The sequence below is a fragment of the Celerinatantimonas sediminis genome, from assembly GCF_046054195.1.
GTDB lineage: Bacteria > Pseudomonadota > Gammaproteobacteria > Enterobacterales > Celerinatantimonadaceae > Celerinatantimonas.
On sequence record NZ_JBEQCS010000005.1, the window covers coordinates 123,015 to 144,316 of the forward strand.

Sequence of the window (21,302 nt, forward strand, 5' to 3'; positions counted from 1 at the left end):
TTATCCTCCGTGCACTTTTAAAAACTCAGCAATATCATCAATGCCATAACGCACTGGATCGGTTGCTGGAACACCAAATTCTTGGCTAATTTCGCTTAAATAACGACGCGCTTCATCATCTGGATATTGCGATGTATTCACAGCAATCCCAGCCAGCTGAGTTTTTTCACTGGTGACTTTCGCAACCCTCAGGTTTTCTTGAATGCAATCAGCTAAGCTCACCAATGGATGATGTGGCAGGTGACGGGTATGTGGACGTCCCATTTCGTGGCACATCACGAGAAAATCAGGCTGCGAGCCGTGCAGCAAACCAAGGCTGACACCGGCATAAGATGGATGAAATAGCGAACCCTGACCTTCAATGATGTCCCAATGATCATCGGTATTTTCAGGAGAGATAAGCTCAGCGGCACCCGAGATAAAATCAGACACCACCGCATCAATGGCAATCCCTTGACCAGCGACTAAGATCCCCGTCTGGCCAGAGGCGCGAAATTGCGCGTTCATACCCAGTTTTAACATGGCAGACTCAAGCGCCAGCGAGGTATACATTTTGCCAACGGCGCAATCGGTACCAACGGTTAAAACCCGGTTACCAGAACGTGGTTTGCCATTGCCAACTTTGAGTTTTTCCTGCGTATGGCGGACATCAAATAATTGCACTTGGTGCGCTTTAGCGAGCTCAACAAGTTCAGCATTATCGTTAAGACGCTCGTGCAAACCACTGGCAACGTTCATCCCTGAGCGAATCGCTTGGCGAATCGTTTCAAGCCAATGTTCGGGCAAGAAACCACCAGCGTTGGCGGTTCCCAGAACCAGCGTTTTGGCACCTTTAGCACAAGCTTGTTCGATAGAAAGATCATCTAACTCTAGCGCCACCTGACAGCCAGCAATGCGCAATTGCCCGACACATTGCTGCGGACGCCATGCATGAATTCCGCGTGCTGTTTTTGCGGCCAAAGGGTCTGTCACATCACCTAAAAAAAGAAGGTAAGGTTGTGGTATGTCCATATCCGTCCTACTGCTATTTGAATATCGAAAATTGATTACATTCCAATATCCACACCCAAACCAAACTTGGCGAATACTTATATATCACAGGGGTATAACATTAGGCTATACCCATTTGAATAACATTTATAAAAATCACTGTTGATTCAATTCGTTCGCAGAATAATTGTACAAAATGACTATTTAAATTCTGATTAGCGGCAGTTTACTTATAAAAAATAAGCAACAAAAAATTAAAAACTTGAAGAATATATAGTTCTTTTAAATATACTTTTTAATTCATTTCTGAAAATTTGATCCTTCGAACAAATAAATAGAAAAGTATTTCTTAAAATGTATATTGTTAATTTCTTTATTCAAGATATGATAGGGCCAATTTCAAGGAGTACAGGTAAAATACCAAGGAGTAATTGTGAAAAAATCATTCGGTCTTAGCATCCTCATTGCGACAACACTGCTAACGTTAAGTGGCTGTGGCATGGTTTCAAAACAGATGGCTAATCCGCAAAAATTGCAGGACAAAGCTAGTGTCTCAATCGGCGTTCCCGCTGATAAAATCACTGTTTCTGATATCTCTGGTGATTTGGATTCAGTTCATTTTACAGCGAAAGTTCAAGGACTAAATGATCGCTATTACAAATGCTATTACTCATCAGCTATTGTGGTCACATCAGATACGATTTGTAACCCTATTTATAGTTCTGTGGCAGCAAAACTGCGCGCGGAAAAAAATGGCTCCGATAAAGCCAACTCGACCCAATGTAATGCTCTAACAAAAGCTGCAGGTCAGTGTAAATAAATTTGTATGGCACACTTAGTTTAAATATTCTAAGTGTGTCTACATCAATTGCGCTAGTTATTGTAAGAAAAATCGCACAATACTGATTAATTTATTATTTTTATTTATTTTCTATTTCCACTAAAAATTAATCCGCTTTTCTCAACATAATGATATCACTATAATTAAGCCTCATTTAAAATGGTCAGGCTAAATAATACAATTTTCCCCATTAAGTAGCGCTTTTATCTATAATACTTATCGTTTTAAATATAAAATATCTTAAACTCAGCTACTGTGTTTTGCGCTTATGAACTCCCTACAAGATTTACGCATTTTTATCGAAATTGCCCGTCAGGGAAGCTTTTCCAAAGCAGCCGCTCAAGTAAAACTTACCCCCGCAGCACTCAGCGCAGCCTTGAAAAGACTGGAACAGCAAATTGGTACCGTTTTAATCGTTCGCTCGACTCGTCATTTACGCTTAACGCAAAGCGGCGAAGTGTTACTAGCCAAAGCTGAACAGGCAATCGCTTTGCTCGAACAAGGTTTAAAAGAGGTAAGAACAAATTCAGATGAGCTTAACGGCCATGTTTATCTAAGTGCTCCTTCTGATTTTGGACGTAATTTACTGCTTAAATGGATTAGTGAATTTACCAAAGTTCATCCTCAAGTTCAGGTCAAATTAGAACTCTCGGACAGCGTCTCAGATATGTATGCTCGTCACGTAGATTTGGCCATTCGTTACGGGGAACCAAAAGATTCACGACTCATTGCCACAGCGCTTTATCAGCACAATCATAAGGTCATTTGTGCCAGCTCCGATTACCTATCGAAATATTCACCTATTGTTGAGCCAAAGCAGCTAAGCCAACACAACTGCCTATGTTTTATGATTAACGATGTGATTGAAGACGGCTGGGTACTGCGCCAAAATGACCAACAAGTCACTATTCGCGTCACTGGCAATGTTTCCAGCAATGATAGCGAAGCTATCCATCGTTTAGTGTTGGCCGGACATGGCTTATTTCAAACGTCCAAGATGGATGTCAGCGAGGATTTGCTCGCTGGACGTTTACAAATGGTGTTAAGCCAATGGCAAGGGATAGAGCGCCCTTTGTATCTATTATGTGCTGACCGGCGCTTGCTCAACCCAACGATTGTGGCCTTTCGGGATTTTCTGCGCCAGCGCTGCCAAAGCCAGCACCAGCGCATGGAACATCTATAACGACTTAGAAGGTAATGGCAAGCTTGCCAACCATTTTGCCACTTTCAAGCAGCGCATGAGCTTTTTGCAACACCCGAGCATCCAGACCTTGGTATGTTGTGGTGAGCGTCGATTGAATTCGTCCGGCATCAGTTAAGTTAGCCAGCTGAAATAAGATATCGTGCTGACGTTTCAGATCGCTTGTTTTATACATGCTGCGAGTGAACATAAACTCCCAAACAAAACCAGCTGATTTGCTCTGCAGCATTGATAAATCAACACCACTGTCAGATTCAACGATGGAGCAGATCATTCCTTGCGGCGCGATTAGCTCAACCATTGCATCCCAATGACCAATCGTATCGGCAGCATTAAAAATATAATCGACCTCGTTAAAACCCACGTTTTTGACTGAACTGACTAAATCGTGGTGATTGACCACATAGTCTGCGCCGAGTTTTTCACACCACGCTTTAGACTCCTCTCGCGATGCAGTTGCAATCACGGTTAAATGGGTTAACTGTTTTGCTAGCTGAATGGCAATCGAGCCGACGCCACCTGCCCCACCAATAATTAGCAGTGTTTTTTCCTCAGTTACCCCGACATGCAATCTATCAAACAACGCTTCCCAAGCGGTGAGTCCAGTCAGAGGCAAAGCTGCCGCTTGGGCATCACTTTGCGATTTTGGCGCTGGCGCAACAATCCGATAATCCACACAGTGATATTCACTGTTCGTTCCAGATAGCGTGACATCGCCAGCATAATAGATGCGATCGCCTAGCGCATAACCTTGCACCTCATCGCCCATGGCAACGATTTCACCGACGCCATCGAAACCTAGAATTTTCGGATCAGTTAATAGCTCAGGGGCAGCGCCTTGGCGAACTTTGGTATCAACCGGATTGACAGAAACCGCTTGAACTTTCACTAACAGTTGGCAGCTGGAAGGGCTTGGAACAGCCAGATGAAACTCTTGCAAACTTTGCGGTTCGTCAATGGCGAATGACTGAGTAAAGCCAATGGCTTTCATTTGTTTAGGAAGGCTCATATCAGCTCCTTTTGGGATAATGGTGAACAAATAAAGCCGATTATAGAAGGGCTGATTTTATTAAAAAATCTAATAATATTTAATTAATTGATAAATTATTTTTGATAATTAATGAGCAAATACCGCGCAAACACAGCCGTTCGGAAATAAAAAAATCCGCTATCAGCGCGATAGCGGATTTTAACTTTTTACAAAGACACTCAAGTTTATGAACGCTAAGCTCAATGCAACCGCTGATTAGAGCTTAAATTGATTCACCTGATCATGCAGACGCTGCGCAATGTCATTGAGCTGGCGCACTTGTGTTGAGTTTGTATCTGACTGGCGCTGAAGCTGCTCTGAAACATCCGAAATTTGCTGAGTATTACGCGAAATTTCTTCAGTTACCGCGCGCTGCTGCTCAGCGGCGCTGGAGATTTGGGTCGACATATCACTAATTTCCGTGATAGAACGGGTGATTTTCTCCAGCTCTTCTTTAGCTTGGTTAGCCTCTTCGACACTAAGCTGTGCTTGCTGCTGACTCTGTTCCATGGTCGCCACGGTTTCACGGGTATTTTCCGCTAAGCGCGTCAGCATGGTATGAATTTCCTCGGTAGATTGAGCGGTACGCTGCGCTAAGGTGCGCACTTCATCGGCAACGACGGCAAAACCGCGACCATGCTCACCGGCTCGAGCCGATTCAATCGCTGCATTCAGCGCCAGTAGGTTGGTCTGCTCGGCGATGCCCTGAATCGTCGTTAAAATGCTGGCTATTTCTTGGCTGTCTTGTTCGAGCTGTTGCACGCCTTGCGCCGTGGTTTCCAGATGATGCGCCAATGCCGTAATTTGCGCTTGGTTATTTTCAATGACTTGGCGGCCTTGAACACTAGCCTCAGAGGAGAACTGCGCAGCCGTTGCTGTTTGCTCTGCATTGGCCGCCACCTCAGAGGCTGTAGCGCTCATCTGGTTAATGGCGGTCGCGACTTGGGTGACCTCTTGCTGCTGACTGGCCAACTGTTGGCTGGTCTGATTGGCACTTTGCGCACTCGTGTGGGCATTTTCATAGAGCGCTTCGGTATCGTTGCGCACCGCCAATAACATTTGATGGAGTCGTTCAAGGAAGATATCGACACTTTTAGAGAGCTGGCCGATTTCATCACTGCGGGCAAAATCCAGCCGTTTGGTCAAATCCGCATCGCCCTGCCGGCCGAGATCATCCATCGCAATTTGTAACCGTTTGAGCGGGGCAAAAGCCCGAGCAATCGCAAAGTATAAAATAATGACCACCAGCACAAACCCAACCAGAATACAGGTAACCGTGTAAGACGATGTTTGGTTAAAGCTGGCCAACGCGGCTTTTTTATTAAAACTTAACGCCAGATACCACTGCGTATTCGGCACGGGTATAAAACTAACGAGACTTTTTACCCCATCAACCGTGGCATCAAGGAGCTGATTTTGTTTTTTTAAATCATCGTGGTTGAGCTCAGGGCTTAGCTCTTTGAGGGATTTAAGCTCCCACTGCGCTTTGGGATAAACCAAAATCTTACCCGTTTGATCCACCAAAAATGCCTGCATATTTTGATTGGATAGCGCTTTAAGCTGGGTGACCATTTTATCCAGCGATAAATCCACCCCATACACCCCATCAGAGACGCTTTGCAAAATACTCATCACCAATGCATGGGTGCCCATATCAAGGTAAGGCGCTGATTTATAAAGGCCCAATTTTTGCGCTTGCTGATACCAAGGTCGCTCTCTGGGATCGTAACCATCGGGGAGTTTATAGCTGGTATCGCCAGTAATGAATTTGCCCTGATCGGTCCCCAGATAGGTTAAACTTAACCCTCCAGCTTGCTGAGCCTGAAGCAAACGACTCGGCAGGTTATCATCTTGTTTAAGTTTGCTGATTGTTTTTAAGACTTGAACTTTGCTCTCGAGCCAATCGCCCAATTGCCCCGCTGTCGTTTTTCCCAGCTCACTTGCGCGCAGCTGAACGTTAGCCATGGCGTTATGGCTGAGCAAACTGTGCTGCACCCCATACAATCCAGCAGCCAAAATCAACAACGCCAAAAAAACGGTTAACGTAAGTTTTTGTTTAATAGACATACGACTTCCTCCACTTCAACAAACATCAATGGAGGCTGAAAAGAGTGCTGATCCATCATTGATTTTGTCTACTTTCCTTAGTTGAAGACCGATGATCACAGGCGGCTATTCAGGCCCGACAAACGTGCTAGGCTTAATCCATCTGAACAGTGTGACCGCATCAAGCCTGCGCTCTGCAAGGGCTTGATTTGATGAGTCTACGGGAAGAAACTCATTTTTAAAACCCATTTGTATAGGAACAGATTAGGTTCATACAAAAGGGTTAATTCCTTTAACGGGGCGGATCAATACGACCAGACAGTGAATTATTGAGCCGATACCAACCTGCTATCGAATAGCGATCGCGCATGGCAGGTAATACTTCATGGGGAAATTCTTCGCTTAAAAAGACCGCTACCGTTCCCATCGCCGGCAAAATTTGCGTGCCCTCAACATCACCCTGATGACGATAAAGGACCATCTGCCCACCATCATCTTTTTGCCAGTTGTGGTTCAGATAGGTCACAACGGTTAAAACGCGATTCGATTGTCCTCGAAAAGCATCAAAGTGGCATTTGTAAAAATCTCCGGGCGCATAATGCGCGTAATGGCTTTCAAACGAGAACAAACCTAAGAACAATCGCTGATTAAGATAACTCTGCAGTTGCGCAGTCCAATCTAGCCAGCTTTGTCCGGTCGCCGTTGAGCCATCAATCCAACAAATTTCATCGCGACGAATAAATTGGTTTTGTTGAAATTCATCCTTTCGACCAATCCCTGCCCGACTAAATTCCTGCTCGTGCAGTTGTGTCACCTGCTCATAGAGTGCTTGCGTCATCTGCATCGGCAGCGCTTGCAATTGAATACTGTAGCCTTGTTCCACCAGATCACTGGCAATTTTGGCAAATAAGCTTTGTGGATAATCGTGAGAAAAATCTATATCGGATAAATCAATGGCACCCATTTGTAATTGTCCTTATAAATAGGAGCTCTTTAGGGCATGCCCGCGGGAGCAAAATAATATAAATTTTGAATCGGTTTATAACTTAGAAAATGAGTAAACTGAATTTCAATATTCTACCCCTGAAGGTGGGCGATGCTTTATATATTTGTTTAAGCGAAGAGGCAACATAATTATTTAAAATTTTGTAAAGATGCACCGAGCGTGCTTGAATCTGTGCTGATTTGGCCATAAATAGTAGTAAACTGAGTCACATTGATGCACCAGAGCTTAATTTGGATTCAGCACATTTATTTGCATTGAGGTAAGTGGTTATGGATCAGAATACCCAACAATTGATTGATGATTTGTTCGCCAAACTAAAACAGGCTGAACAGCAAAATGGCCAACGCGATAGCGACGCCCAATCATTGATCGATAAACATTTAGTGGCCCAGCCTAGTGCGCCTTACTATATGGCTCAGACGATGATTATTCAGCAGGCCACCATCAAACAGTTGCAAAGCCAGTTGGAAGCGCTTAAAGCCCAGCAGCAACAAACAGCGAACAATAAAGGTGGCTTTTTATCAGGCTTATTTGGTCACAAGCAGCAACAGCAATCTCCCAACAATGGCGGTTGGCAGCAGCAGCCTAATTATGCCCAATCACAGTACAACCAACCCCATTATAATCAAGGTGGTTATCCTCCAGCAGGCGCAGGCTACGGTGGCTACTCACGCCCGGGCAGTTTCTTAGGCGGCGCACTGCAAACAGCCGCAGGGGTTGCCGGTGGGATGATGCTGGGAAATCTGATGATGGATATGTTCTCAAGCCATCGGCCAGAGGAAATCGTAAATATCATTAACGAAAATCCAACCGATATGAACAATCCTGATATGACCAATACGGATTTTAACCCATCGGATAATAGCTTTATGCCGGATGATAATAATTTTCAGGATGCAAGCTTTGATTCCAGCTCACCTGACAATATGGGCAGCGGTGGTTTTGATAACAATCAGTTCGCTGATGCGTCCAACCCAATGGATGATATGAACGACCCATTTAGCGATGGCATGGACAATAACTTCGATGGTGGCTTTGATAACGGTTTTGACGACCCGTTTGGCGGCGGCGGATTCGATGACGACAGTTTCTTTAGTTAATGAAAAACGCCGGCGCTGAGCCGGCGTTTGGTTGGCGTTAGTTGCTATTGGCCGTTTTCATCAGTTCCATCTGCTGCTCATATTCATTGGTAATTGCCGCAGCTTTTTCATCATCTTTAATCAAACGTGGCGTAATCAGCACGAGTAACTCGGTGCGGCTTTTCGATTGCGCTTCATAGCCAAACAACCAACGCAGAACTGGAATGTGACCAATCCAAGGGACATGCTGTTGGCTGTCAGAATTGCTCTGTTTAATCAACCCGCCCAGCATCACCGTCTGGCCATCGTTAACGGCAACTCGCGTTGAGATAAGACGCGTTGAAATTGTTGGATTTGAGCTTGAGTCACTATCATCTGCATCGCTGACCTGCTGGCGAATATTCAGATAGATTCGCCCGGATGAACTAATCCGCGGTTTTACATCCAAAATAACCCCAGTCTCAATGTAATCGACACTGCTGACCGTGTTATCTGAGTCGGTACTAATGGATGTTTCAGTGACCGGCACATTATCCCCGACCTGAATTCGGGCTTTTTGGTTATTAACCACCACTAATGAGGGCGCTGAGAGAACCTGCGTACGAGAACTTGTTTCTAAAGCATGCAACGCAACTTGCATATTGCCGCTCACAAAGGAGTAAAACAGATTATCGGAATCCCCAAGGCTGGTGCCGCCGCCGCCAACCGAAGCTTGAGAACCTGAGCTATTGACCACACTTGAGGTACTCCCGGATTCGCCAGCTAAGTTGCCCAGATACCACTGCACCCCACGTTCTAAATCACCAGTTAAACTCACCTCTAAAATCCGAGTCTGAATTTGTACTTGGCTCGGGGAGACATCGAGCTGACGAATTGCTTGGCGCATCTCTTGCCACTGTGACGGCAGCGTTCGAACCAATAGCTGATTACTCTCAGATTCAGCAGTAATACGCGTCGTCTTATTCAGAGCCATTGAGGTTGAACTGGAACCATCGGAGCTTGTTTGCGCTGAATCATCATCGCCAAATGAGTCACTCGATGAGGAAGACAATGAACTATCGGAGCTTGCCGATGACAAGCCAGTGCTGGTTGTACTTGACGAGCTTAGCGTAGAACTTGAATCTGAGCTGGTACTGTCTGTTGATTGAATCAGTCCGGAGTCTTGTAAGGTGGTTGCACTCATCGTTGGCGAAACAGTTCCAGCGCTACTATTTGCGTTGGACTGGCCATAAATATCGCGCAGATATTTTGCCAATTTACTGGCCTGAATATTCTCCACATCATAAACATACAGTTGTGGGCGATTTTTACCGCCATCATCAATGGTGTGGATCCAACGGCCAATATCATCTAAATATTCTGGCTGGGAAGAGATAACCACAATCGAGTTGGTGCGATAAATGGGTAAAAAGCGCAGCATTCCAGCCATTGGCGTCTGACCATCTTTGCCAAACACTCGGCGCAGCTGTGGCAACAGCGATTTTGCCGAGGCATGCTCAAGCGAGAAGATCCCAACCGACATCCCTTTTAGCCAGTTCACATCAAAGGTTTTAATGGTCTGACGATAATGCGCGAGCTGTTCTGAAGTACCAGCCAAAACCAGCACATTACGCCCAGGATCAACGAGTAAAAACGCATCTTTTGCAGCATACGGTTTGAGCAATTTAGCCATCGCTTTTGCCGAAATATAATGTAGCGGGAAAAGCTGCGCAGATAACCCTGCAGGGGGCTTTTGCGCCGGCGCCAGAGGAACTAAATTGCCGTCCAGAGCATCCTCTTTGGTCACCACTTCATAGCGATCATCTTGTTTAATCAGCGCATTTCCCGTCCACGATAACAGCGTCTCTAAAATATTTAACGCCTGTTTTTCATCCACTGGCTGCGCCGATGAGTAACTCACTTTGCCCTTGACCTTCGACGATATGCTGTAATTTTTATGCAATAAGTCGCCTAAGATACTATTGACGACGGCATCGATCGGCTGATTGGAAAAATTAAACATAATTTTGCCGTCATGGCGGGCAATTCGCACTTTATTAGCGCTGGTATTAATAAATTGCTGCGAGCCACGCAAAATCTGTGAGGAAGACTGCGAAGGGCTATTTTGCGCCTGCCTTGATGCTGTCAAAGGTCGGCCTTTAGAAACTTTAAGCCCCTGTTTTAACACCTGCTCAGAAGATGGGATTTGTGGTCCATCTGAGTTTGAAGAGGATATGCTGGCGCAGCCATTGAGCAATACCAACATAGGTAGTGCGATTAGCGAATATTTATTCATCACATTTATCATTATTCTATCGTCATTGTTTGTTGCGGTAGATGTGAGCGTTGATGCTCACCTTGATTTGGCAGGCGAGGTCCTTGGTGCAACTTGAGCTGCTTGACCTTATTGCCTTTAGTTAAAGTGGCACTAGTTAATCCAAGTTTACTTAATGTCCAACCATCGCGGCTCTGATGCCCAACTCGAAGCACCCATGAATGTTGCTCTGAGTCTTGTAAAATAACCGCACCATCACTTTCAGAGCGACGCAAAATAGCCATCAGCTGATAATGCTCAGATGGTGCACTAGGTTGGTTAAGCACTTGCTGGCGGCTATCCATCTGGCGATCGGCACTAAAAACTGGATGTTTCCAGATAGCACTCAGCTTAAGCGAGTCACTCAATGGCGCTTTAAACGGCTTAAGCTTAGGTAGATGCAACGTGGCATCTGAGTGCACAGCCAGCCATGAGAGATGCAGCGGCGTTACCAACACAGCAACATTGCCAAACACTAATGCACTGACCACCAGCCAAGGCAAGAGCACTTTGATCGTCATCAACTTCATTGAGCCTCCTTAGCGCTAACCGCGTGATAGCCACTCACCAGCAAGCTGACATGCAATGCTCCAGCTGGCCCCTTAGATGCTGCTTTGGCGCTTTTTTCAATGGAGAAATTCTCAACCACCAACAGCCGCTTCGAATTCACTTCAATGTCAGTTAACAACATCGTCAATGGTTTGATTTCACAGTTAAGGCTCAGGCTTAGCTTAATTGGCTGATAATGTTTACCCGGCTTAATTTGTCCAATCACCGGCATACTTTGCTTAAGCTGGCAAAGGCCAACATTTTGATTTAACTGCTTAATTTTCTTAGAAAGTGAGCTAAGTAACTCAGATGCTGCCAAATTTGGATCATCAGCTTGTAGAAGCTTTTGCTGAAGGCCATCTTTGGTGTTCATTTGTTTAAGTGCCTGCTCAACTTGGCGACGATGGGCTAGAATATTCTGATAGCGGGCCATGCGCTCACTTAATAGTTTTTGGCTTTGCTGCGCCGAAATAATAGGCTCAAGCACAAGCGGCTCTATAACGGCTTTATAGCAACCCCACAAAAGAGCCAATAAAATTATCAGTGCCACCAAATGTTGTTGCCAGCGGGGTAATGGCCAGTTTATTTTCATCATCTACCTCTGGCGCGCCTGAATTGTAAAATAGTTCATCCCATCTGCTGAGCTGGGGCGAATCATGCCCTGAAACTGCGGCGCAGTAATACTTTTGCACTGCTGCAGCTGTTTTAACAGCTGGGCAGGATTGGCAGTTTGTCCGGTAAACGTGACTTTTTTATCACTTTGAACCGATAAGCTGGTAAGCCAACTATCGTTTGGCAGACACTGGGTTAAATCAGCCAATAAAGGGCTAATCGCTGGCTGATTCTGGCGTAAATCTAATAGCGATTTGACAGCTTGTTGACGCGCGAGGATCTGCTCTTTTTGCTGGACCAGCGCCATCACCTGCGCCTGTTTGGCACTAACCTCTTGGCGCATTAGCTGTAACCGCTCAGAGGTTCGCCATTGCCACTGCGCCCATAGCAGGGCAATCAAAACAATGGCTAATAACCAGCCAAGACGTTTGGCTTTCACCGCTTTGGTGCGCTGCTGCGCGTTATAACTATGCAGCAGATTAAGCCCCATCGATTGATCATTAGAGCTTACATCAACGGCTTCAACGCTGAGTTTTAGCTCTTTGGCAGAGTTTAAAATGCGAGCAAGATGGCTGCGTTTAATTGCAGCGAAACTAACCAATAACTGTTCATCGCGGCGCTCTATAACACTGATATCAAAACACACATCCGCGGCACCAAACGGCGTATATTGGTCTAACTGGAAAAAAACCATCTGCCGGGCATTCGCTATCTGGCGCACAGGCAACCACAGCTGGGTTACCATCAGCGCTTGCTCTGGCAAAACTAAACGCACCTTTGAACCTGGCAAAACTTCTTTCTGAAGCGGCCAAGACACTGGCTCGACAGGCACGATTAAACGGCTGCGAATAAATGTCGGCAATAAAGAGCCAAGCTCACTTAGCCACCAATGCCAGAGTCTATCTCCAACCGAATGTCGCCAGCGCTGGGCTAGCATGTCAAAGCTCTGACTAATCACTCAAACTCCTGCCAATCTAAAATTCGATATGGTTTGCCCTGCCCTTTATCGGCATGTGTTACCACCGTTACTTGCAACTGCTGGTGATAGCCATCGACAAAGTCATCGTTTAAAACCAGCTTAAAGATATCGCCACCTCCTGTGTGCAGACTCTGTCGATGTGAAACCGGCCGCGACAGACCACTCCAGACCGTCGCTTGGTTTGAGACACATCGACTCGAGCGCATTGAGAGCGGCGCGATCGCGGCAATTTCACTCACGGAGCGAAATGGGCGAACATTGCGTGCGCTGACAGCTTTATTGACCCAATCAGAGGCATTCGCTATCACGCATTTTTGTGCCAGTTGGGCCAGAACACTTCGTTCCGCCTCATTCAAATCGACAAGCTCACGAACACTTTTCACCGTCACTTGCACAAGTGCTCCTTTTTGAGAAATCCGCAATGGTTTAGCCAAACGCAGCAACTCTGCCTTCTTTTTTTTGCTAGAAAGCTGGCGCACACTTTGTACAATTCCCTGGTTTAGCAAGTAAGCTGAGCGAGCAGCATCATGTTGCCACTGCGCCTGCTTTTGAGCGGTTGCAACTGAGGCGGTAAGCTTCATCAATAACACACTAACAAGCGCCAAAAACCACAACACTAAAATCAACACGGCTCCTTTGTGTTTGCTCATTGCGCCCCCACGATATCCGCCATAATGGCTATCACTACACGGTGCGCGCGGTGTTGGCCAGTCCAGCTAAGGGCAACTGCTCGAGGCATCTGCTTAAGTGCTGACCAATGCTCTAACCAATGCGGTTGGTTTTTCGCATCGATAGCAAGAAACTTAAATTGCATCTTGTGCACGCCGCCCAATAACACCCTGGCTTTACCAATATCTTGAGACTGGCCGCTCAAGCCTTTGAGCTGTAGCCATAACGAATGTCCGGCAATACGAACCTGATAGGTTGCCAGTTCACTACCCAGTGAGCGCGGCAGCGGCGCAACAAAATCAAAGCCACCCGAAAAAGCATAAAATAGCTGATGCGGATGCCTTGCCGCCGGAATGGGCAACGCCTGATGCAATGCACTCGTTAACAGATGCAACGAAAGCTGTTGTTGCGCCTGTTGCCACTGATGGTGGCTGAGCTTTTCACTACTTTGACGAACACCAGTTAATGTGTTGACCAACAAAGTAAAGAAAATAGCCATGAGCATCAGAGCCGCTAGCATTTCTAACAAGGTAAAACCAGCTGAGCGTTTACTCATTTCACCCTCTTGAGCAAACTTGTCTGATAAAGTTGGTATTGCGCGCCCATCGCCACTTTAAGCTTTACGCCAAGCTCTTGTAAGTTGTCTTGTGGCGTTGCAACTGGCGCTATCTGCAGCTGCCAGTGCACCCCATTGCGGGCAATCCCATGACTGTTACCAACAACGGGCGCTGCCAAGCGAAGTTCATCCAGCTTACTTTGCGCAAATTCGGCCATCAGTTGAACATGTTCCAGATGGCGCTGCGCTTTAGCGCCACCGGTCAAAGTTCGCGCGGCCACGGTGCCCAATAGCGCTAATAAAATGAGCGCAGCCAACATCTCTAACAAGGTAAATCCTTGCTCTCGCGCTCTCATTGCACCATCCGAACCGCTGAGGTTAACCAATCAATATTGAGCCGATAAGAGCGATGCGCACCGATAACCTGAACATGGCCGCCACTGGATGTTCCATCCGGATAAAAAGCGATGGCACTGCCAAGCTGCTTTGCGCTGGTCAGATGTAAACTGACTGATTCTGGCCAGCGTACGAACTTAGCGTGACCGGCGCTAAAAATGCGTCGGTTCATATCAAAGCGAACCATGGTTACCTTGCCACTTGCCAAAGAAGCAAGCTGCGCCCGGCGCAAGCTCTGCTGTAATTGGTTGGCAATCAGCTCAGTTTTGGAGCCGCTAAGTGACATTCCCATCGAGCGCACCACAATCGTGGCCGCAATGGCGAGCAACACAATGACAGCCAACATCTCAAACAAGGTAAAACCACTATCTCTAAAACGAATATTCACTATTGCCAGTTGCCAATATCCTGATTACGGCCAGTACCGCCAGGTTTGCCATCCGCCCCTAAGAAAATCAGATCATAACTGCCATGTTTACCTGGGCTTTGATAGGCAAATGGGTGACCAAATGGGTCTTTTAACTCTGACGGTTTTGCATATGGACCTGCCCAGCCTGGGGCATTCGCTGGCGCTTTTAGTAGTGCGCTTAAATGCTTAGGAGGAACGCCCACATCAAGAATGTAGTTTTCAACTTTCATGGTCAGCTCACCTAACTGCGCCTTGCCCGCACCATATTTACCCTTGGTTACGTTGCCTCCGACCTGCTTGACCACAATCGTCGCAATCACCCCCAACAGCACAATCACCGCTAACATCTCTAAAAGAGTAAAACCCGAAGCGCCGCGAGAGCCTGGAAATTTCCTGTGCATAAAATCCTCAAATATGATTGGTTAAACTCATCAATGGCAACATGATGGCGAGCATAATCACTGCCACCAATACCGCCATGACAACCGTTAGAATAGGAACGAGTAGCGTCAACATTCGCTCGAAGGTCTGGGTAATTCGTTCATCAAAAATATCGGATGCTTTGAGTAGCATGGCCGCCTGTTCCCCTGAGCGCTCCCCCACTTCAATCATCCGCAATGCCAAGGCAGGCATTGTGACGGACTGCGTTAACGCTGCGGTTAAACGCACGCCATTTTTAACCGCATCTTGGGCCTGATTGATCTGGTGTTTAAAGGCTCGATTAAGACACACCTCACGAGCGATAGCCATCGCTGGCAACAATGCCACCTGATGCTCAAGTAAGGTGCCAAGTGTCTGACAAAAACGGCTGGTATCGATTTGATAGATGAGTGAGCCCACGCCTTTAATGCGCAGTAATTGCCGGTCGGCCCACAATCGAGCCGCATCTTGGCGAAGCCATGCACTGGAGACTAAAAAAATCCCCATGACCAGAGCCAAAGCGATTAAGCCATATTGATTCAACCAACTACCAAGATGCATGAGCACTCGTGTGACAAAAGGCAATGGCACATTCAAATCGATAAAAATAGGGACGAACTGCGGCACGACATAGGCAATCAATAACAAGATAGAACCAAATACACCTACCATTAAAAAAGCTGGATAAATCAGTGCATTAATTAATTTGCTGCGTAATTTTTGGCGTTTTTCTAAATAAACCGCCAGCTGTTTAAAGACATCGGCCAAGGTCCCGCTTGATTCTCCGGCACGAATCATTGCCAGATAAAGCGTTGAAAATTGACCACTTTGCTTTAACGCATGAGAAAGCGATTCCCCCTGCTGAATTTGATTTAAGAGGTTTTTAAGCAAAGTATGAGAACGGCTCTGCGTTTGGCGCACTAGTGTTGAAAGTGACCACTCCAACGTTTGCCCAGCGCCAAGCAAAGTTGCCAGCTGTTCGGTTATTTCTAACAGGTCTCGCCCTTGCAATTGGCTACGCCGCGTCATCATTGAACTGCGCCAAGAGGATACCGCTTTAAGCTCGACGAGCATGCCGTCACGCGCTTTAAGTTGCTCAAAAGCGTCTTGCCAAGAGCTGGCTTGAAGCTGACCCGTTTGCAATTGTTTATCACTGCCAAGCCACTTATAGCGATACAAGCTCATAAGGTATCTCCGGCAACTCGCAGAACCTCTTCGATAGTGGTTAGCCCTTGAGCGACCTGACGCATACCATCGGCTAACATCGGTTGCATCCCAGCTTCAATCGCTAGTTGGGTCAGCTTGTCAACATCACATTCATGTAGGATATTTTCACGAATATGCTCATCTAAGATGAGCAGCTCACCAATGACAATTCGACCTTGATAACCGCCACCGGGAGCGTCAGGATCAGCGCGATAGAGAGTCAAACGACCATTTTGACAGTAGTCTTGCAGTTGATAACGCGCAATCAGCTCATCACTGGCATCAAAAGCGATGCGAGTTTGCGGATCAAGACGACGCACCAGCCGCTGGGCTAAAATGCCTTTGAGCGTTGCTGATACCAAATATGGTTCAAGCCCCATATCCAGCATTCGAATAATACTTGCTGGCGCATTGTTGGTATGCAATGTAGACAAGACCAAATGTCCGGTTAATGAGGCTTGAATCGCCATCTGGGCGGTAACCTGGTCACGCATCTCCCCGACCATAATCACATCCGGGTCTTGGCGCACAATCGAGCGCAAGGCATCAGCAAAATCAAAATCAATCGCTGGATTAACCTGAATTTGGTTAATTCCATCAAGTTGATATTCCACGGGGTCTTCAACAGTTAAGATTTTACGCTGTCCATCATTAAGTGATGACAAAGCGCTATAGAGCGAAGTTGTTTTACCCGAGCCCGTTGGGCCTGTGACCAAGACGATTCCGTTGGGTTGTGCCAATAGCTGTTCAAACTGGCTGCGTGAGCGCGCTGAAAAGCCAAGTTTATCTAAGCTCAGTCGCACCGAATCGCGATCAAGCAGACGCATCACGACCGACTCGCCATATTGCGTCGGCACGGTTGAAACGCGCAAATCCAACTCTTTACCTTGGATTCGCTGCATAATTCGACCATCTTGCGGTAATCGACGTTGGGCAATATCCAAATTTGCCATAATTTTAATACGCGAAACAATTGCACTGTAATCACGATAAGCCGGCGCGGGGCGCTCATGTAACACACCATCAATGCGATAACGGACCTGAATACTGTTCTCAAACGGCTCGATATGAATATCAGACGCTCGTAACTCAAGCGCCTGCTGAAATAACGTATTTACAAAGCGCACAATTGGCGCTTCACTTGCCAGATCGCGCAACTGCGCAATATCATCCTCATGGTGCGCATCACTTGCGACATGGGTATGTTCTGCGTTGGAATCTAACTGCTGAGAAAAAATTTCGCTTAACTCTTCATCGGTTGCAATGAGAACGCGAACGGGTTTTTCCAATGCATAGCGCAATGCAGATAACGGATATTTTTGACATGGATCGCTCGTCACCACTTGCACAGTATCTTCATCCAAACCAATTGGGAAAACTCGATAAAAACGCAAAAACCGTGTGGAAATAAGATTTGTATCGACTGTTTGATTTAACATGGATGGCTGATAACGAACATATTCAAATAACTCACACCAACCCTGTGCAACAGATTTGGCTGAGACTAATCCTAACTCTAATAAAGCGTCAATCAATGACAATTGCTCAGTATTATCACAGACATTATGAGCCCGTGATAATTCTGATTTACCAATATATTGATGTGCAAGTAACCACTCACATAATTGCGAGTAGCCATTATTTATCTGATTAGTTTGAATTTGCTTAATCATTACTCAATAAATTGTGGGATATTAGCATTATATAGAATAGCCAATGTCTCACAACTTATAACACCTATAGATCGCAACATAATTAATATAATACTTATAACACACTTCCTCGTTAAATATATATATATAATTACCTACACTGATATTTTTAATTGCAGCCATTAAATAATTAATGTATTTATATATACGACTCTTTGCTGTTCTTGGAGTAGGGCAGTTTATCGGCCATCGGACTGGCGAAAAACAAAATTGTCAATAGGATAAAAACATGAAATACAAGTCGTTAAACTCGCTTGTATGCAGCCTTTGTGGCCTAGCATTTGCTAGCTTCACACTAACTGCATATGCTGCAAGTGAATCTACTCCGACCTATTCATCATCGGCTACAATTAGTTCGGACACCCAAACATCCCAGGGAAGTTATAATGGGAAACGTGATTTTAAACTCCGTAAAAAATATCAAAAACAGAAAGATGCATTAACTTCTAATAGTTCTTCAACAAGTGTTAGTACTAATAAAAATACTTTACTGGACGAAGCAATTAAGACAAATTAATTCATTTGCTGTGATATTTTTAAATAATTAATAGTTAAAAAATAACCTATTTAATTTAGTAATAGTTATCTAAATATTACTAATAACGGAGTATTCTGTGTTTAATTCAAATAAAATTATATTAAGCGCGCTACTGGCAGCCATCGGCTGTAGTGCTTATGCAGCCGATACCCCCAAGACCGGGAATGCGGTTGAAGCACGGGTAGGCGCGATGATCGATAACATGACACTCAATGAAAAAATTAATTTCACGGGTGTCGATGACGGCCACATGATCCCAACCTTTGATAAGTTTGGCATTAAAGGAACAACTGCCTATGACTCCTCGATGGGCGTCTATGTCGACAGTAAAATCTTTGGCGCATCTTATCCATCACAGTCGGCATTAGCTGCAACGTGGAACGTCAACCGAGCCAAAGAATTTGGTCTGGCAATTGGCTATGAAGCACGAACAGCTGGCGGTCAACAAATTTTAACACCAACGGTAAATATGTACCGCACCCCATTTAACGGCCGTGCAGCTGAAAGTGTCTGTGGCGAAGACCCATATTTGTGTTCAGTGATGGCACCAGCGATTGCTAACGGTGTGCAGCGCCAAGGTATTCAAGCCGGCGCCAAGCATCTGATTGCTAACGAGCAAGAAGCTAATCGCCACAACGTCAATATTGTTGTCTCGCAAAAAACCTTGCGTGAAGTTTACCTTGAACCTTTTGAATCACTCGCGAAAAATGCCAATATCGCAGCGATGATGTGTGGCTTTAACAAAGTTAACGGCTATTATGCCTGTGAAAATCACAACATCATTACTGATATCGTCAAAGGTGAATGGGGCTATCAAGGCTTTGTGATGTCTGATTTTAACTCCATCCAAGATGCCTTTTTAGGGGCATGGGCTGGTACCGACTTAGACATGCCATCAGGGCTTAAATTTACCAGCGACAATCTACTTCCTTATGTCTACAGCGGTGAATTAACCCAATCGGTTATTAAAGATAAAGATCGCCGTCTGATGCGAGCTCTGGTCAGTTATGGATTTGATAAGAAAATTAATCCGGAAACCCCACTGACACATCCTGAATATGGTGAACAAGCATCTCTTGATATTGCCCGTGAAGGGATTGTATTGCTGAAAAACGCAGATACCTCGGGTAGTAAGCCGCTTTTGCCGCTTAAGAAAACGGCTAAAATCGCCGTTATTGGTGATTATGCGAAATACGCACCCAGCTCACCATTTGGTACCGCTTGGTCAGTACCTGAAGATAACTACGTCACCGAGTTAAGTGGATTGCAACAGCTCGCTTCATCAAGCTCGAAAATCCACTTTATTAAAGCAATGGCCCTTGATCCTAAAACAGCTACCTATTATGTGCCAGGAAGCTGCGATAACGGTGTTTGTACCCAAGGGGTTAAAGCTGAATACTTTAGTAATGATGAGCTCTCAGGTGAACCCGAGTTAACCCGCACCGAAAGTGGCATCAACTTCGATTGGAACGAGATGACCAACACGACCTCATCAGAAACTCGCGATATCGATGATTTTACAGTGACTGACGGTTCATTCTCAGCGCGTTACACCGCCTTGATCAAACCCACTATTACCGGTCGTCATGTGATTAAAGTGCGAGCCAGTGGACCATTTACCGTTAAGTTAAACGGCAAAGAGATCATGGAGTCTGACGGTGAACCACGAGCGAGTGATGAACCTAACGCCATTGAAAAAAGTGTAAAAACCAAAGTTCTTAAAAAGGGCAAAACATATAAAATTGTCCTTGAGTACGAACGCACAACACAAAGCTTCCAAACAACGTTGGGCGGTTTAGACGGCGTACAGATGAGCTGGGCGTCACTGGTTCCACCTAAATCGATTAAAAACTACGATGCAGTGGTCGCTATTGTCGGCAATAACTATGAAACCGAAGGGGAAACGCTGGATAAACACTTTGCGATTCCAGATCAACAAGGCTTCATGCTGAAAAAATTAACCAAAGCCAATCCGAATACCATTGTCGTCATGCATGCCGGTGGTGGGATGAAGATGTTGCCTTGGGCGAAAAATGCCGGTGCCATCTTACACGCTTGGTATTCCGGTCAATACGGTGGACAAGCATTAGCCGAAATTCTCTATGGTAAAGTCAATCCATCAGGTCGATTGCCAATTACGCTCGATAAGAAAATCAGCCAGAACCCAAGTTATGCTTCATACTCAGACCCTGATGATTACGTCGGTGATGATGCTAAAACTGAGATGACTTACAAAGAAGGTGTTCTGTTTGGCTATCGTGGCTATCAAAAAGAGCATAAAAAACCATTGTATCCATTTGGGTTCGGACTCTCTTATACCACCTTTAAATTCAGTAACCTGAGTCTGTCGAGTAATCTTATTACATCAGGTAAAGAGATTGCCGCAACCTTTACGGTCACGAATACAGGTGATAAAGATGGTTATGAAGTTGCACAGCTCTACGTGAAACCATCGGATGTGGCAAGTGATGAGCCAATTCGTGCCTTAAAAGGCTTTAAAAAAGTCTATCTTAAAGCCGGACAGAGCAAGCAGGTTACGCTGCATCTGAACAACCGAGCCTTTGCTGACTGGGTTGCTTCAACTGATAGTTGGGATGTGACTGCACGTAATTACACCATTCAGGTGGGAAGCAGTTCACAAACGCTACCGCTGAAAAAACGGGTTAAAGCACTCTACCCAATTTCACTGAAAACTAGCACATCAAATATGCTCTCAACTGAGATGCAATCGGATGTTCAAGTACCATTAACCGCCGCTTATTAAGCGATA

20 protein-coding genes are annotated in these 21,302 nt (G+C 45.6%); 5 read left to right on the forward strand and 15 right to left on the reverse strand.

Annotation, left to right across the window (positions count from 1 at the left end; translation table 11 throughout):
- Window positions 1-1,011 carry an N-acetyltransferase DgcN gene (gene dgcN / locus ABTQ23_RS08005; RefSeq protein WP_408615165.1) on the reverse strand — a complete coding sequence of 337 codons (1,011 nt, stop codon included), beginning with the start codon at window positions 1,009-1,011 and terminating at the stop codon, window positions 1-3.
- 412 nt (window positions 1,012-1,423) lie between these two features.
- Between dgcN and ABTQ23_RS08010 the strand changes: the two genes are divergently transcribed.
- Window positions 1,424-1,810, forward strand: a complete 387-nt coding sequence (locus ABTQ23_RS08010) for a hypothetical protein (RefSeq protein ID WP_408615166.1) — start codon at window positions 1,424-1,426, stop codon at window positions 1,808-1,810.
- Window positions 1,811-2,099: 289 nt separating this feature from the next.
- Window positions 2,100-3,014, forward strand: a complete 915-nt coding sequence (locus tag ABTQ23_RS08015) for a LysR family transcriptional regulator (protein WP_408615167.1) — start codon at window positions 2,100-2,102, stop codon at window positions 3,012-3,014.
- A gap of 4 nt (window positions 3,015-3,018) precedes the next feature.
- Here the strand turns inward: ABTQ23_RS08015 and ABTQ23_RS08020 are convergent, their stop codons facing one another.
- From ABTQ23_RS08020 to ABTQ23_RS08030, 3 genes are all read right to left on the reverse strand, one after another.
- A complete protein-coding gene (locus ABTQ23_RS08020; protein WP_408615168.1) occupies window positions 3,019-4,041 on the reverse strand; it encodes a zinc-binding alcohol dehydrogenase family protein in 1,023 nt (340 codons plus the stop codon).
- Between the two features lie 237 nt (window positions 4,042-4,278).
- Window positions 4,279-6,129, reverse strand: a complete 1,851-nt coding sequence (locus ABTQ23_RS08025) for a methyl-accepting chemotaxis protein (RefSeq protein WP_408615169.1) — start codon at window positions 6,127-6,129, stop codon at window positions 4,279-4,281.
- A 271-nt stretch (window positions 6,130-6,400) separates the two neighbouring features.
- A complete protein-coding gene (locus tag ABTQ23_RS08030; RefSeq protein WP_408615170.1) occupies window positions 6,401-7,072 on the reverse strand; it encodes a 2OG-Fe(II) oxygenase in 672 nt (223 codons plus the stop codon).
- 311 nt (window positions 7,073-7,383) lie between these two features.
- Here ABTQ23_RS08030 and ABTQ23_RS08035 point away from each other — a divergent pair, with 311 nt between their 5' ends.
- Window positions 7,384-8,214 (forward strand): DUF2076 domain-containing protein, encoded by an 831-nt coding sequence (locus tag ABTQ23_RS08035; protein WP_408615171.1) that lies wholly within the window; start codon window positions 7,384-7,386, stop codon window positions 8,212-8,214.
- 37 nt (window positions 8,215-8,251) lie between these two features.
- Here the strand turns inward: ABTQ23_RS08035 and gspD are convergent, their stop codons facing one another.
- The 11 genes from gspD to ABTQ23_RS08090 are packed head-to-tail and all read right to left on the reverse strand — an operon-like array spanning window position 8,252 to window position 17,955.
- Window positions 8,252-10,468 carry a type II secretion system secretin GspD gene (gene gspD / locus ABTQ23_RS08040; RefSeq protein WP_408615172.1) on the reverse strand — a complete coding sequence of 739 codons (2,217 nt, stop codon included), beginning with the start codon at window positions 10,466-10,468 and terminating at the stop codon, window positions 8,252-8,254.
- A gap of 11 nt (window positions 10,469-10,479) precedes the next feature.
- Window positions 10,480-11,016, reverse strand: a complete 537-nt coding sequence (locus ABTQ23_RS08045; protein ID WP_408615173.1) for a hypothetical protein — start codon at window positions 11,014-11,016, stop codon at window positions 10,480-10,482.
- Window positions 11,013-11,630, reverse strand: a complete 618-nt coding sequence (gene gspM, locus ABTQ23_RS08050) for a type II secretion system protein GspM (RefSeq protein WP_408615174.1) — start codon at window positions 11,628-11,630, stop codon at window positions 11,013-11,015. The genes ABTQ23_RS08045 and gspM overlap by 4 nt, the downstream gene beginning before the upstream one ends.
- Window positions 11,631-12,605: a PilN domain-containing protein gene (locus ABTQ23_RS08055; protein WP_408615175.1), complete on the reverse strand. Its 975-nt coding sequence runs from the start codon at window positions 12,603-12,605 to the stop codon at window positions 11,631-11,633. It abuts the gene before it with no gap.
- A complete protein-coding gene (locus ABTQ23_RS08060) occupies window positions 12,602-13,276 on the reverse strand; it encodes a hypothetical protein (RefSeq protein WP_408615176.1) in 675 nt (224 codons plus the stop codon). Before ABTQ23_RS08060 ends, ABTQ23_RS08055 begins: the two co-directional genes overlap by 4 nt.
- Window positions 13,273-13,851 (reverse strand): prepilin-type N-terminal cleavage/methylation domain-containing protein, encoded by a 579-nt coding sequence (locus ABTQ23_RS08065; RefSeq protein ID WP_408615177.1) that lies wholly within the window; start codon window positions 13,849-13,851, stop codon window positions 13,273-13,275. Before ABTQ23_RS08065 ends, ABTQ23_RS08060 begins: the two co-directional genes overlap by 4 nt.
- Entirely contained in the window at window positions 13,848-14,207 is a 360-nt protein-coding gene (locus ABTQ23_RS08070) for a prepilin-type N-terminal cleavage/methylation domain-containing protein (RefSeq protein ID WP_408615178.1), read from the reverse strand. The genes ABTQ23_RS08065 and ABTQ23_RS08070 overlap by 4 nt, the downstream gene beginning before the upstream one ends.
- Window positions 14,204-14,635 carry a prepilin-type N-terminal cleavage/methylation domain-containing protein gene (locus ABTQ23_RS08075; protein WP_408615179.1) on the reverse strand — a complete coding sequence of 144 codons (432 nt, stop codon included), beginning with the start codon at window positions 14,633-14,635 and terminating at the stop codon, window positions 14,204-14,206. Before ABTQ23_RS08075 ends, ABTQ23_RS08070 begins: the two co-directional genes overlap by 4 nt.
- Window positions 14,635-15,057: a type II secretion system major pseudopilin GspG gene (gene gspG, locus ABTQ23_RS08080; protein WP_408615180.1), complete on the reverse strand. Its 423-nt coding sequence runs from the start codon at window positions 15,055-15,057 to the stop codon at window positions 14,635-14,637. Before gspG ends, ABTQ23_RS08075 begins: the two co-directional genes overlap by 1 nt.
- Before the next feature lie 7 nt (window positions 15,058-15,064).
- Complete coding sequence (locus ABTQ23_RS08085; RefSeq protein WP_408615181.1) at window positions 15,065-16,261, reverse strand: type II secretion system F family protein; 1,197 nt, start codon at window positions 16,259-16,261, stop codon at window positions 15,065-15,067.
- Window positions 16,258-17,955: a GspE/PulE family protein gene (locus tag ABTQ23_RS08090; RefSeq protein ID WP_408615182.1), complete on the reverse strand. Its 1,698-nt coding sequence runs from the start codon at window positions 17,953-17,955 to the stop codon at window positions 16,258-16,260. Before ABTQ23_RS08090 ends, ABTQ23_RS08085 begins: the two co-directional genes overlap by 4 nt.
- A 268-nt stretch (window positions 17,956-18,223) precedes the next feature.
- On the opposite strand from ABTQ23_RS08090, the gene ABTQ23_RS08095 reads away from it, so the two are divergent.
- Window positions 18,224-18,511, forward strand: coding sequence for a hypothetical protein (locus tag ABTQ23_RS08095; protein WP_408615183.1), 288 nt, complete (start codon window positions 18,224-18,226; stop codon window positions 18,509-18,511).
- A gap of 97 nt (window positions 18,512-18,608) precedes the next feature.
- Entirely contained in the window at window positions 18,609-21,296 is a 2,688-nt protein-coding gene (locus ABTQ23_RS08100) for a beta-glucosidase (protein WP_408615184.1), read from the forward strand.
- Window positions 21,297-21,302 lie beyond the last annotated feature (6 nt).